This window comes from Pseudomonas sp. FP1762 (genome assembly GCF_030687105.1).
Lineage (GTDB): Bacteria > Pseudomonadota > Gammaproteobacteria > Pseudomonadales > Pseudomonadaceae > Aquipseudomonas > Aquipseudomonas siliginis.
In genome coordinates this window covers 1,700,812-1,713,314 of the sequence record NZ_CP117458.1, presented here as the reverse complement: position 1 = coordinate 1,713,314, position 12,503 = coordinate 1,700,812, and the positions used below count along the sequence as shown (strand labels likewise).

Sequence of the window (12,503 nt, the reverse complement as noted above, 5' to 3'; positions counted from 1 at the left end):
CTTCGGCAGCTCCTACAGGGAAACGTGAATCCCGATGCAGGAGCTGCCGAAGGCTGCGATCTTTTGATCTTGCTTGAAGCTTGGAGCTTGAAACTCCTAGCTGCTCTTATGCAACTTGCGCATCAACTCCGCCTCAGCCTGGGTCAAGCCGCACGACTGAGTCAGTTCATCGACGCTGGCGCCCATGCCCACCAGTTTCGCCGCCTGGGCGAATGACAGGCTCGATGGGTCGCGTTGTTCCAGTGCAACGATCTTGTCCGGCAACGGACTCACCACCGCGCGCAACTCGTGCAGGGCTTCGCCCATGCGCACGTTGCCGTTCTGGTAGTCGTCGACGCGTTTGGCCAGTTCCTTGATGCGCTGATCACGCAGCGCATCGCCTTGGGCCTGCTGCGCAGCGATCACTCGCTGCGCCTTGATGTACGAGACGAACATCGCCAGCGTGCCGGCCCAGAACAGGAACAGAACAATTACCGCAACCTCGAGAATCAAATCAGATGCTCTCCAGTTCCGACCATTCTTCTTCGCTCATCATCTTGTCCAGCTCGACCAGAATCAGCAGTTCGTTGTTCTTGTTGCACACGCCCTGAATGAACTTGGCCGATTCTTCGTTACCGACGTTCGGTGCGGTTTCGATTTCCGACTGACGCAGGTAAACCACTTCGGCGACGCTGTCGACCATGATGCCGACGACTTGCTTGTCGGCTTCGATGATGACGATACGGGTGTTGTCGCTGATCTCGCCGCTGTGCAGGCCGAAGCGCTGACGGGTGTCGATCACGGTGACCACGTTACCGCGCAGGTTGATGATGCCCAGCACGTAGCTCGGTGCACCCGGCACCGGCGCGATCTCGGTGTAGCGCAGCACTTCCTGCACGCGCATCACGTTGATGCCGTAGGTTTCGTTATCCAGTTTGAAGGTCACCCATTGCAGGATCGGATCTTCAGAACCTTTTGCATTCGACGCCTGACTACTCATACCCTGACCCCTCGAAAAAACCGCCCCGGGCGGTGTGTGTTCTGTGTGGTGGCATTGGAAAATGCCATCGCCTGATTGTTATGTCGGCTGCTATGTCGGTTTATGTAGCGGCTTGTTGCCACTCAAGTGCTTTGCCCCGCCGCTGGCGATCAACTCGGCCAGTGCGGATACGTCAAGCAATGCACACATGTGCTCGATCACGGTGCCGGCGAGCCATGGCCGCTGACCCCGGTGACTTCTCCATTTGATTTCATTCGGGTCAAGGCGCAACGAGCGGCTGACCTGATGCACCGCCAGCCCCCACTCGTAACCTTGTACCGAAATCACGTATTGCAGGCCCTGCCGGAAGTCATCGCGGTAACGGTCCGGCATGACCCAGCGCGCGGTGTCCAAAACTTTCAGGTTGCCAGCCTGGCTCGGCAGAATGCCGAGGAACCACTCCGGCTGACCAAACAGCGGCGTCAGCTCGTGGCCGGCCAGCGAATAGATCGAGCCGAGGCACACCAGCGGCACCGCCAGGGTCAGCCCGGCAACGTCGAACAGCAAGCATTCGAAAGCATCGGCAGCCCAGGCCGGACGGCCATCGGGCTCGACCGGTGGCGGCGGGTTGTTCGGTGGCAGATGCACTTCGACCAGCGGCGGGACCAGCACCTTCGGCTCCGCAATCTGCGGCGCGGGTTCTGGCTCCGGCTCGGGTTCCGGCACGGTCAATAATTGCGTTTGCAGCAGCGGCGCCAAGGTCGACAGCGGCGCGCGCGGTTCGTCGATCAGCGCGACTGGCGCTTTGGCCACGGGGGCAGCAGCGGGCGCGGTAATCGGAGCGACGGATTTCTGCGCGTCGCGGGCCTGTTCTTCCAGCACGGCGGCCTGGAACTCGTCCATGGCCTCGGTGCTTTCCACCACTTCAGGCTGCGCCTGTTCGACGACTGGCGGCAGCGCTTCGACCGGCGCAGGCAAGTCCTCGGGCAGGTCGAGCAACAGGTCTTCCAGATAGGACTGCAAGGCCTGTTGCGGACGTGACGTGAGTTTCACTGGGCGGTTCATCGGTGATCAACGCCAGGCAGGGAAACCGCGTCGTCTGCTTCGCGAGCAGGCTCGCTCCCACAGGGTTCGGGCAAGCGAATAAAGATCATGCTCAGGCCACCTGCGGAACAAGTTGCTGCGCGAGCAGGTGCTTGAGCAGTGCGCGGTAGGCCAGCACGCCACGGCTCTTGCCGTCGAATTGCGAAGGCGTGACGCCCGCCCGGCTGGCGTCGCGCAGACGGGTATCGACCGGGATATAGCCGTGCCAGATGTCGTCGGGAAATTTGTCACGCAGCACACGCAAGGTGCCCATCGACGCCTGCGTGCGGCGGTCGAACAGGGTCGGCACGATGCTGAACGGCAGCGGTTGTTTGCGCGAGCGATTGATCATCGCCAGGGTGTTGACCATGCGCTCCAGACCTTTCACGGCCAAGTGCTCGGTCTGCACCGGGATCACCAGTTGCTGGCTCGCCGCGAGGGCGTTGACCATCAGCACACCGAGCAACGGCGGGCTGTCGATGATCGCGTAATCGAAGTCCTGCCACAGTTGCGCCAGACTCTTGGCGATCACCAGACCCAGGCCACTCTGCCCCGGCGACTGCCGCTCAAGGGTGGCCAGTGCGGTGCTCGACGGCAGCAGGGAAATGCGTTCGTCGCTGGTCGACAACAGCAACTGCCCGGGCAGGCCTTGCGGCACGCTGCCCTTGTGCAGAAACAGGTCGTAGTTGCTGTGTTCCAGGCTGTCGGGGTCGTAGCCGAAATAGCTGGTCATCGAGCCGTGCGGGTCCAGATCGACCACAACCACGCGCTTGCCCGCCTCGGCCAGCAATCCGGCTAAAGCGATGGAGGATGTGGTTTTACCAACACCACCCTTTTGATTGGCGACTGCCCAGACTCTCATTCAGTTCGTTCCTCCCGGCCAGGTTGATTGGCCGAGACATGCTTCAGCGTGTTAATGCGGGCGACGGAGAATTGACGGCACTCTCGCGTCCCGGCGTCTTGACCGGGGTCGGTGCAGTTTGTGTGCCAGCGCGCTTCAACGCCGCGTCCGGTTGCGCATTGGCGGTTCCGGTGCCCGTCAGGCTGCGGCGCACATCAAGATTGCGCGACACCACCAGCACCACGCGACGGTTCTTCGCCCGGCCTTCGACCGTGGCGTTGTTCGCCACTGGCTGGAATTCGCCGTAGCCCACCGACGCCAGTCGCCCAGGGTTTACGCCCTGCATGGCGAGCATGCGCACGATGCTCGCCGAGCGCGCCGAGGACAGTTCCCAGTTGGTCGGGTACTGCGCGGTGCGGATCGGTTGATCGTCGGTGAAGCCTTCGACGTGGATCGGGTTATCGAACGGTTTGAGGATCGCCGCGACCTTGTCGATGATGTTGAACGCGATGTCGCTCGGCATGGCATCGCCGCTACCAAACAACAGGCTGGAATTGAGCTCGATCTCGACCCACAACTCGTTGCCGCGCACGGTCATCTGGTTGGAGCTGATCAAATCACCGAAGGCGGCACTGATGTCATCGGCGATGCTTTTCAGTGGATCGCTGGCCCCGGAAATACCGGCGTCGACCTGTTCGGCATCCTTGACCAGCGGCTTGGCCGGAGTCACGGTTTTCGGTCGTTCGTCGCCGATCGGAATCGGTTTGAGCGAGCGGTCGGAGTCGGTAAACACGCCGATCAGCGCTTCGGAAATGACTTTGTACTTGCCTTCGTTGATCGACGAGATCGAGTACATCACCACGAAAAACGCGAACAGCAAAGTGATGAAATCCGCGTAGGACACGAGCCAGCGCTCGTGATTGACGTGTTCTTCCTGGTGGCGACGACGAGCCATGAGGTTATTCCCTTAGTCCATGAAGCCTTGCAGCTTCAACTCAATGGAACGAGGGTTTTCACCTTCGGCGATCGACAGAATTCCTTCCAGCAACATTTCGCGATAACGCGACTGCCGCAACGCGATGGACTTGAGCTTGGCCGCGACCGGCAAGAGGATCAGGTTGGCACTGGCCACGCCGTAGATGGTCGCGACGAACGCCACGGCAATCCCGTTACCCAGTTGCGACGGATCGGCGAGGTTGCCCATCACGTGGATCAGGCCCATCACCGCACCGATGATGCCGATGGTCGGCGCGTAGCCGCCCATGCTTTCGAACACCTTGGCCGCTTCGATATCGCGGGATTCCTGAGTGTAGAAATCCACTTCGAGAATGCTGCGAATGGCTTCCGGCTCGGCGCCGTCGACCAGCAGTTGCAGACCCTTGCGCGAATAGCTGTCAGGTTCGGCGTCGGCCACGCCTTCGAGGCCAAGCAAGCCTTCCTTGCGCGCCGTCAGGCTCCAATTGACCACGCGGTCGATGCCGCCGGCCAGGTCGACACGCGGCGGAAAGAAGATCCAGCCGAGAATCTGCATGGCGCGTTTGAACGCACTCATCGGCGATTGCAGCAGCGCAGCACCGACCGTGCCGCCCAGCACGATCAGCGCTGCCGGGCCGTTGGCCAGCGCGCCGAGGTGACCGCCTTCCAGGTAGTTGCCGCCGATGATGGCGACGAACGCCATGATGAGGCCGATTAGGCTGAGAACATCCATCAGATACACGCCTCGACGATGTGCTTGCCGATGTCGTCCAGACCATACACCGCGTCAGCCAGATCGGCTTTGACGATGGCCATCGGCATGCCGTAGATCACGCAGCTAGCTTCGTCCTGCGCCCACACCGAACTGCCGCCCTGCTTGAGCAGACGCGCGCCTTCGCGGCCGTCGGCGCCCATGCCCGTCAGCACCACTGCCAGAACTTTGTCGCCGTAAGACTTGGCTGCAGAACCGAAGGTAATGTCCACGCACGGCTTGTAATTCAAACGTTCGTCACCCGGCAGAATCTTCACCGCGCCACGGCCGTCGATCATCATCTGCTTGCCACCCGGCGCCAGCAGCGCCAGGCCCGGACGCAGGATGTCGCCATCCTCGGCTTCCTTGACGCTGATGCGGCAGAGCTTGTCGAGACGCTCGGCAAACGCCTTGGTGAACGCCGCCGGCATGTGCTGGATCAGCACGATCGGCGCCGGGAAGTTCGCCGGCAACTGCGTCAGTACGCGTTGCAGCGCGACCGGGCCACCCGTCGAGGTGCCGATGGCAACCAGTTTGTAGGCTTTGCGTTTCGGTGCCGGCGACGAAGCACTGGCAGCGGATGCACGGGCAGGCGCAGGCGCAGGTGCCGGACGTGCCGGGACAGGGCTGCTGTGGCTCGTGTGGCTGCCGTAGCTCGACGCTGCCGGAGCAGGCGTCGGCGCTGGCGCAGCGGCGGGAGCCGGCGCGCTGTAGGCACTGAAACGACGGTTACTGCGCGAGATGCTGTGGACTTTCTCACACAACAACTGCTTGACCTTTTCGGGGTTGCGCGAGATGTCTTCGAAATTCTTCGGCAGGAAATCCACCGCGCCGGCGTCCAGCGCATCGAGGGTTACCCGCGCGCCTTCATGCGTAAGCGAGGAGAACATCAACACCGGGGTCGGGCAGCGCTGCATGATGTGCCGCACTGCCGTGATGCCGTCCATCATCGGCATCTCGTAGTCCATGGTGATCACGTCAGGCTTGAGGGCCATGGCCTGATCGATCGCCTCTTTACCGTTGGTGGCCGTACCGACCACCTGGATGCTCGGATCCGCCGAAAGAATTTCCGAGACGCGGCGGCGGAAAAAACCCGAATCGTCCACCACCAGGACTTTGACTGCCATAAACACTCCATTAGGTGCAGCGGCGCGTCATCGCGCCGCCGCCCCGGATTCAAATACGCTTTGTGGCGTAACGCTTGAGCATGCTTGGAACATCGAGAATCAGCGCAATGCGGCCGTCACCGGTGATGGTGGCGCCGGACATGCCCGGAGTTCCCTGGAGCATTTTGCCCAGTGGCTTGATGACCACTTCTTCCTGGCCGACCAGTTGATCGACGACGAAGCCGATCCGCTGAGTGCCCACCGAAAGAATCACCACATGGCCTTCGCGCTGCTCTTCGTGAGCGGCGGAGCTGACCAGCCAGCGCTTGAGGTAGAACAATGGCAGCGCCTTGTCGCGCACGATCACCACTTCCTGACCGTCGACGACGTTGGTGGTCGACAGGTCGAGGTGGAAGATTTCGTTGACGTTGACCAGCGGGAACGCGAACGCCTGATTGCCCAGCATGACCATCAGCGTCGGCATGATCGCCAGGGTCAGCGGCACCTTGATGACGATCTTCGAACCCTGGCCCTTGGTCGAGTAGATGTTGATCGAACCGTTGAGCTGGGAAATCTTGGTCTTCACCACGTCCATGCCGACACCACGGCCGGACACGTCGGAGATTTCGGTCTTGGTCGAGAAACCCGGAGCGAAAATCAGGTTGTAGCACTCGGTATCGCTCAGGCGATCGGCGGCGTCCTTGTCCATCACACCGCGTTTTACCGCGATCGAACGCAGGACGTTCGGGTCCATGCCTTTGCCGTCGTCGGAGATCGACAGCAGGATATGGTCGCCTTCCTGCTCGGCCGCCAGCACCACGCGACCGCCACGGGCCTTGCCCGATGCTTCGCGTTCTTCCGGCGACTCGATGCCGTGGTCGACGGCGTTGCGCACCAAGTGGACCAGCGGGTCGGCGAGGGCCTCGACAAGGTTTTTGTCGAGGTCGGTTTCTTCGCCCACCAGTTCCAGGTTGATCTCTTTCTTGAGCTGACGTGCGAGGTCGCGAACCAGACGCGGGAAGCGCCCGAAGACCTTCTTGATCGGCTGCATCCGCGTTTTCATCACGGCGGTCTGCAGGTCAGCGGTGACCACGTCGAGGTTCGACACGGCCTTGGACATGGCTTCGTCGCCGCTGTTGAGGCCCAGGCGCACCAGACGGTTACGCACCAGCACCAGCTCGCCGACCATGTTCATGATCTCGTCGAGCCGCGCGGTGTCGACGCGCACGGTGGTTTCCGCTTCGCTGGCCGGCTTTTCTGCCGGGGCAGCAGCTGGCGCACGGGCCGCAGCCGGTGCAGCAGCGGCGGCCGGTTTCGGCGCCTCGGCTTTCGGTTCAGGCTTGGCGGCAGGTTTCGGCGCAGCAGCGGCAGCCGGAGCTTTCGCCGTTGGCGTGGCGACGCTCGACACGGAGCCGGCAGTCGCAGCGCTGGCGTCAAACTTGCCTTTGCCGTGCAATTCGTCGAGCAGCGATTCGAATTCGTGATCGCTGATCAGATCACTGCCGGCCGCAGCGGCTGCCGGTGCAGCAGGTGCTGACGGGGCCGAAGCGATGGCCGATTCCAGCGCGTCAACGGCGAAGTTGCCCTTGCCGTGCAACTGATCGAGCAAGGCTTCGAATTCGTCGTCGGTGATGTCCGAGCTGTCACCCGCAGCAGGCGCGGCCGGAGCAGCCGGCGCTGCTGGTGCCGCCGGAGCGACCGCATCGACAGCAAACTGGCCCTTGCCGTGCAGCTGATCGAGCAGCGATTCAAATTCGGCGTCGGTGATTTCATCGCTCGCCGCCGTGTCGGCAACCGGCGCGGGCGCCACAGCAGCGGCCGGAGCCTCGGCCTGGGCCTTGACGGCATTCAGCGAGTCCAGCAGTTGTTCGAATTCGTTATCGGTGATGTCGTCCGAGGAGTCGCTTTCAACGACCAGTTCTTCGATCATCTCGGCAACCGGCGAAGCCGGGGCTTCATCCGCCGATTGCGGTTCGGCCAGACGCGCCAGCGCGGCCAACAGTTCCGGCGTGGCAGCGGTGATCGGTGCACGCTCACGGACTTCGCTGAACATGCTGTTCACCGCGTCCAGTGCTTCGAGCACAACGTCCATCAGTTCTGCATCAACGCGACGCTCACCCTTGCGCAGGATGTCGAACACGTTTTCGGCGATGTGACAGCACTCCACCAGCTCATTGAGCTGAAGGAAGCCGGCGCCCCCTTTTACAGTGTGGAAACCGCGAAAAATTGCATTGAGCAGATCTGCATCATCCGGACGGCTTTCCAGCTCGACCAGTTGTTCGGACAGTTGCTCAAGAATCTCGCCGGCCTCAACCAGGAAATCCTGAAGGATCTCTTCATCGGCGCCGAAGCTCATTAATGGGGTGCTCCTACAGGTCTAAAAACCCAAAAAACCCGAATTCCGAAACTCTAGAATCCAAGGCTGGATAACAAATCGTCCACATCGTCCTGACCGGACACAACGTCTTCTCGTTTATCGGCATGAATCTGCGGACCTTCACCCTGCGAGAGATGTTTTTGTGGATCTTTTTCAGCAAGCATTGCGGCGCGGTCATGTTCGATGCCCGCAAAGCGGTCGACCTGACTGGCCATGAGCACGAGTTTGAGCAGATTGCTTTCGACTTCGGTGACCAGTTGGGTCACACGCTTGATCACCTGACCTGTGAGGTCCTGGTAATCCTGAGCCAGCAGGATGTCGTTTAGGTTGCTCGACACCGCACGGTTGTCCGTGCTGCTGCGTGACAGAAAACCGTCGACCCGGCGCGCCAGTTCACGGAACTCTTCAGCCCCGACCTCGCGACGCATGAAGCGGCCCCAATCGGCGCTCAACGTCTGCGCTTCATCAGCGAGACTGTTGACCACCGGCGTGGCGCTTTCCACCAGATCCATGGTGCGGTTGGCCGCGGCTTCCGTCAGCTTGACCACATAGCCCAGGCGTTCGGTGGCGTCGGTGATTTGCGACACTTCCTCGGCCTGCGGCATGTGCGGATCGATCTGGAAATTGACGATCGCACTGTGCAGTTCACGTGTGAGCTTGCCCACTTCCTGATACAGGCCGCGGTCACGGGTCTGATTGAGCTCATGGATCAGTTGCACCGCGTCGCCGAACTTGCCTTTTTCAAGGCTCTCGACCAGTTCGACCGCGTGTTTTTTCAGGGTCGATTCGAAATCGCCCTGTGATGATTCGTTATGCTCCATAGCTCCCCCGCGCATTCATCAGCCGATGCGTTCGAAAATCTTCTCGATTTTGTCTTTCAACGCTTGAGCCGTGAAAGGTTTGACCACGTAACCGTTCACACCGGCCTGAGCGGCCTCGATGATCTGCTCGCGCTTGGCTTCAGCAGTCACCATCAACACCGGGAGGTGCTTGAGTTTTTCATCGGCGCGCACGTGACGCAGCAGGTCGATACCGGTCATGCCCGGCATGTTCCAGTCCGTTACCAGAAAGTCGATGCTGCCGCTGTTGAGCACCGGAATGGCAGTGGTGCCATCGTCGGCCTCGACGGTGTTGGTGAACCCAAGATCGCGCAGCAGGTTCTTGATGATCCGCCGCATCGTTGAGAAGTCATCAACGATGAGGATTTTCATGTCTTTGTTCAATTCGACCTCCAAGCAGTCTTAAACGCGCCCAGCACCTGGACGCGCCACTTCAATCAATCGGCGCAGCACTTAAAGTTTGTCTGGAGCACAACGGATCGAGACCGGCGCCGCTTATCACCGCACCAGCCTCGTTTCGCAGTGTCCCCACACTGCCTTCAGCGCGCTCGCCACTCCCCCAAACGCCCCCGCAGACGGGCCGCGCACTGGCTGTGTAACTGGCTGACCCGCGATTCACTGACGCCAAGGACTTCACCGATTTCCTTGAGGTTCAGCTCTTCGTCGTAGTACAGCGCCAACACCAGTCGCTCACGCTCCGGCAAATTGGCAATCGCGTCCGCCAGCGCCGCCTGGAAGCGTTCATCTTCCAGATCGCGTGACGGCTCCATATGAGCACTGGCGCCATCCTCGTGCAGCCCTTCGTGTTCGCCGTCCTGCAACAGGTCGTCGAAACTGAACAGGCGACTGCCCAAGGTGTCATTCAGAATCCCGTAGTAATCGTCGAGACTCAATTGGAGTTCGGCCGCAACCTCGTGATCTTTAGCGTCACGGCCGGTTTTAGCTTCAATCGAGCGAATCGCGTCGCTGACCATCCTGGTATTACGGTGAACCGAGCGTGGTGCCCAATCCCCTTTGCGCACTTCATCGAGCATCGCGCCGCGGATTCGAATGCCCGCGTACGTTTCGAAACTGGCGCCTTTGCTGGCGTCGTATTTGGTCGAGACTTCCAGCAAACCGATCATCCCGGCCTGGATCAGGTCTTCGACCTGCACGCTGGCCGGCAGGCGCGCCAGCAAGTGATAGGCAATGCGCTTGACCAGTGGCGCGTAACGCTCGATCAATTCGTATTGCGCGTCACGCGCCGACTTTTTGTAAAGATTCATGCCACTGGCGGTCATATCACAGGCCCTGCGGTTTGCTGCACGAGACGCTCGACGAAAAATTCCAGATGCCCGCGCGGGTTGGCGGGCAGCGGCCAGGTATCGACCTTCTGGGCGATGGCCTTGAAGGCCAGTGCGCACTTGGAACGGGGAAAGGCTTCGTAGACGGCGCGCTGCTTCTGCACTGCCTTGCGCACGCTTTCGTCGTATGGCACGGCGCCGACATATTGTAGGGCGACGTCGAGGAAGCGATCCGTGACCTTGGTCAACTTGGCGAACAGGTTGCGCCCTTCTTGCGGGCTCTGCGCCATGTTGGCCAGCACGCGGAAGCGGTTCATGCCGTAGTCGCGGTTGAGCAACTTGATCAGCGCGTAAGCGTCGGTGATCGAAGTCGGCTCGTCGCAGACCACCAGCAACACCTCTTGCGCGGCACGAACGAAACTGACTACCGAGTCACCAATACCCGCAGCGGTGTCGATCACCAGCACGTCGAGATTGTCGCCGATGTCGCTGAACGCCTGGATCAGGCCGGCGTGTTGCGCCGGGCTCAAGTGCACCATGCTCTGCGTGCCGGAGGCCGCCGGCACGATGCGAATCCCGCCCGGGCCTTGCAACAGCACGTCGCGCAGTTCGCAACGGCCTTCGATAACGTCGGCCAGTGTGCGCTTGGGTGTCAGCCCCAGCAGAACGTCGACGTTCGCCAGGCCCAGGTCGGCGTCCAGCAGCATGACCCGACGGCCAAGCTCTGCCAGCGCCAGCGACAAGTTCACTGACACGTTAGTCTTGCCGACGCCACCTTTGCCGCCGGTCACCGCGATCACCTGTACGGGATGCATGCTGCCCATGTTATTTCTTTACCTTGTCTTGCATAGACGGAGGCCACATTACTGGCTGCGCGTTCCTGATCGGAACAATGCGTGGCAGACCATCGATGTAGGTACAAAAACTGTTCATGATTACCTCAGCCAACCTGCTTGGTCGGGCTGTGATAGATATCAGCGAACATGTCAGCCATGGCTTCTTCGCTGGGTTCTTCCTGCATTTGCACGCTGACGGCGCGGCTGACCAATTGATGACGACGCGGCAGATGCAGATCATCCGGAATCCGTGGGCCATCGGTCAGGTACGCGACCGGCAATTCATGACTGATCGCCAGGCTCAACACTTCGCCGAGACTGGCCGTTTCATCCAGTTTAGTCAGGATGCAGCCGGCCAGCCCGCAACGCTTGTAACTGTGATAAGCGGCGGTTAGAACCTGTTTCTGGCTGGTGGTTGCCAGGACCAGATAGTTTTTTGAGCGAATGCCACGCCCGGCCAGGCTCTCAAGCTGCATGCGCAACGCCGGATCACTGGCTTGCAGGCCGGCAGTATCGATCAAAACTACGCGTTTGCGTAGCAGTGGATCCAATGCCTGCACCAGCGACTGACCCGGATCGACGTGCGTTACCGGCACGTTGAGGATGCGCCCGAGGGTTTTCAATTGTTCCTGCGCGCCGATGCGGAAGCTGTCCATGCTTACCAGTGCAACGTTCTGCGCGCCGTACTTGAGCACATAACGCGCGGCGAGCTTGGCCAGCGTGGTGGTCTTACCCATGCCGGCGGGGCCGACCATGGCAATCACACCGCCCTCTTCCAGCGGCTCGACTTCCGGCACGGCAATCATCCGCGCCAGGTGGGCCAACAGCATGCGCCAAGCCTGACGGGGTTCTTCGATATCGGTGATCATCGCCAACAGATCGCGCGACAGCGGGCCGGACAGGCCGATGCGCTGCAGACGGCGATACAGATTGGCCTGGGCCGGACGGCTGCCTTGCAGCTGATTCCAGGCCAGGGTGCCGAGCTGCACTTCCATCAGCTCGCGCAAGCTGTTCAATTCAAAACGCATCGAATCCAGCGCACGCGGATCGACGCCCGCCGAGGCCTGCGCAGGCGCTGCGGCCGGGCGCGTCGGTGCGGCGTAGGTCGGCTCGCTCAGCGGTTCGGCAGCAGTCAGCGGCAGGCCTGCGGTCAACGGCAGCCCGGCGAACAACTGCTGATTGGTGTTGCCGTCGGCTTCGCCACGCAGGCTCAGCTCGGCCTGGGCAGTGACGATGCGCGACTGGGTCTTGCGCAGCTCGTCTTCGAGTTCCATGTTCGGAACCCGTGGCGCCAGCGCCGACAATTTGTAATCCAGAGCCGCCGTCAACTCGACGCCGCCGGCGATGCGGCGGTTGCCGATGATGGCGGCATCAGCGCCCAGCTCATCGCGAACCAGCTTCATGGCCTGACGCATATCGGCGGCGAAAAAACGCTTAACTTGCATAAACCACTA

The 12,503-nt window shown here is 61.1% G+C and carries 13 protein-coding genes; all 13 read right to left on the bottom strand.

The features are described from left to right. Nucleotides 1–96: 96 nt before the first annotated feature. The 13 genes from PSH90_RS07530 to flhF all read right to left on the bottom strand — a co-directional run bounded on the left by PSH90_RS07530 (nt 97) and on the right by flhF (nt 12,494). Nucleotides 97–492, bottom strand: coding sequence for a DUF2802 domain-containing protein (locus PSH90_RS07530; protein ID WP_042607551.1), 396 nt, complete (start codon nt 490–492; stop codon nt 97–99). 1 nt (nt 493) lies between these two features. Then, entirely contained in the window at nt 494–979 is a 486-nt protein-coding gene (locus tag PSH90_RS07525; protein WP_016771050.1) for a chemotaxis protein CheW, read from the bottom strand. A gap of 90 nt (nt 980–1,069) precedes the next feature. Next, nucleotides 1,070–2,023 (bottom strand): CheW domain-containing protein, encoded by a 954-nt coding sequence (locus PSH90_RS07520; protein WP_305382452.1) that lies wholly within the window; start codon nt 2,021–2,023, stop codon nt 1,070–1,072. A gap of 91 nt (nt 2,024–2,114) precedes the next feature. Further along, entirely contained in the window at nt 2,115–2,903 is a 789-nt protein-coding gene (locus PSH90_RS07515; RefSeq protein WP_024012121.1) for a ParA family protein, read from the bottom strand. Nucleotides 2,904–2,946: 43 nt separating this feature from the next. Next, nucleotides 2,947–3,837 carry a flagellar motor protein MotD gene (gene motD, locus PSH90_RS07510; RefSeq protein WP_016771054.1) on the bottom strand — a complete coding sequence of 297 codons (891 nt, stop codon included), beginning with the start codon at nt 3,835–3,837 and terminating at the stop codon, nt 2,947–2,949. Between the two features lie 12 nt (nt 3,838–3,849). After that, complete coding sequence (locus PSH90_RS07505; protein ID WP_016771055.1) at nt 3,850–4,590, bottom strand: flagellar motor protein; 741 nt, start codon at nt 4,588–4,590, stop codon at nt 3,850–3,852. Continuing rightward, the gene (locus PSH90_RS07500; protein WP_056783833.1) at nt 4,590–5,735 is read right to left on the bottom strand and encodes a chemotaxis response regulator protein-glutamate methylesterase; all 1,146 of its coding nucleotides are present in this window, start codon (nt 5,733–5,735) and stop codon (nt 4,590–4,592) included. The genes PSH90_RS07505 and PSH90_RS07500 overlap by 1 nt, the downstream gene beginning before the upstream one ends. A gap of 49 nt (nt 5,736–5,784) precedes the next feature. Then, complete coding sequence (locus PSH90_RS07495) at nt 5,785–8,070, bottom strand: chemotaxis protein CheA (protein ID WP_305382451.1); 2,286 nt, start codon at nt 8,068–8,070, stop codon at nt 5,785–5,787. Between the two features lie 53 nt (nt 8,071–8,123). Next, nucleotides 8,124–8,912, bottom strand: a complete 789-nt coding sequence (locus tag PSH90_RS07490; RefSeq protein ID WP_016771058.1) for a protein phosphatase CheZ — start codon at nt 8,910–8,912, stop codon at nt 8,124–8,126. A gap of 18 nt (nt 8,913–8,930) precedes the next feature. Next, entirely contained in the window at nt 8,931–9,302 is a 372-nt protein-coding gene (locus PSH90_RS07485) for a chemotaxis response regulator CheY (RefSeq protein ID WP_024012118.1), read from the bottom strand. Between the two features lie 167 nt (nt 9,303–9,469). Beyond that, entirely contained in the window at nt 9,470–10,210 is a 741-nt protein-coding gene (gene fliA, locus PSH90_RS07480) for an RNA polymerase sigma factor FliA (RefSeq protein ID WP_016771059.1), read from the bottom strand. Then, the gene (gene fleN / locus PSH90_RS07475) at nt 10,207–11,037 is read right to left on the bottom strand and encodes a flagellar synthesis regulator FleN (protein ID WP_016771060.1); all 831 of its coding nucleotides are present in this window, start codon (nt 11,035–11,037) and stop codon (nt 10,207–10,209) included. The genes fliA and fleN overlap by 4 nt, the downstream gene beginning before the upstream one ends. A 116-nt stretch (nt 11,038–11,153) precedes the next feature. After that, nucleotides 11,154–12,494 (bottom strand): flagellar biosynthesis protein FlhF, encoded by a 1,341-nt coding sequence (gene flhF / locus PSH90_RS07470; RefSeq protein ID WP_024012117.1) that lies wholly within the window; start codon nt 12,492–12,494, stop codon nt 11,154–11,156. Nucleotides 12,495–12,503: the final 9 nt, after the last annotated feature.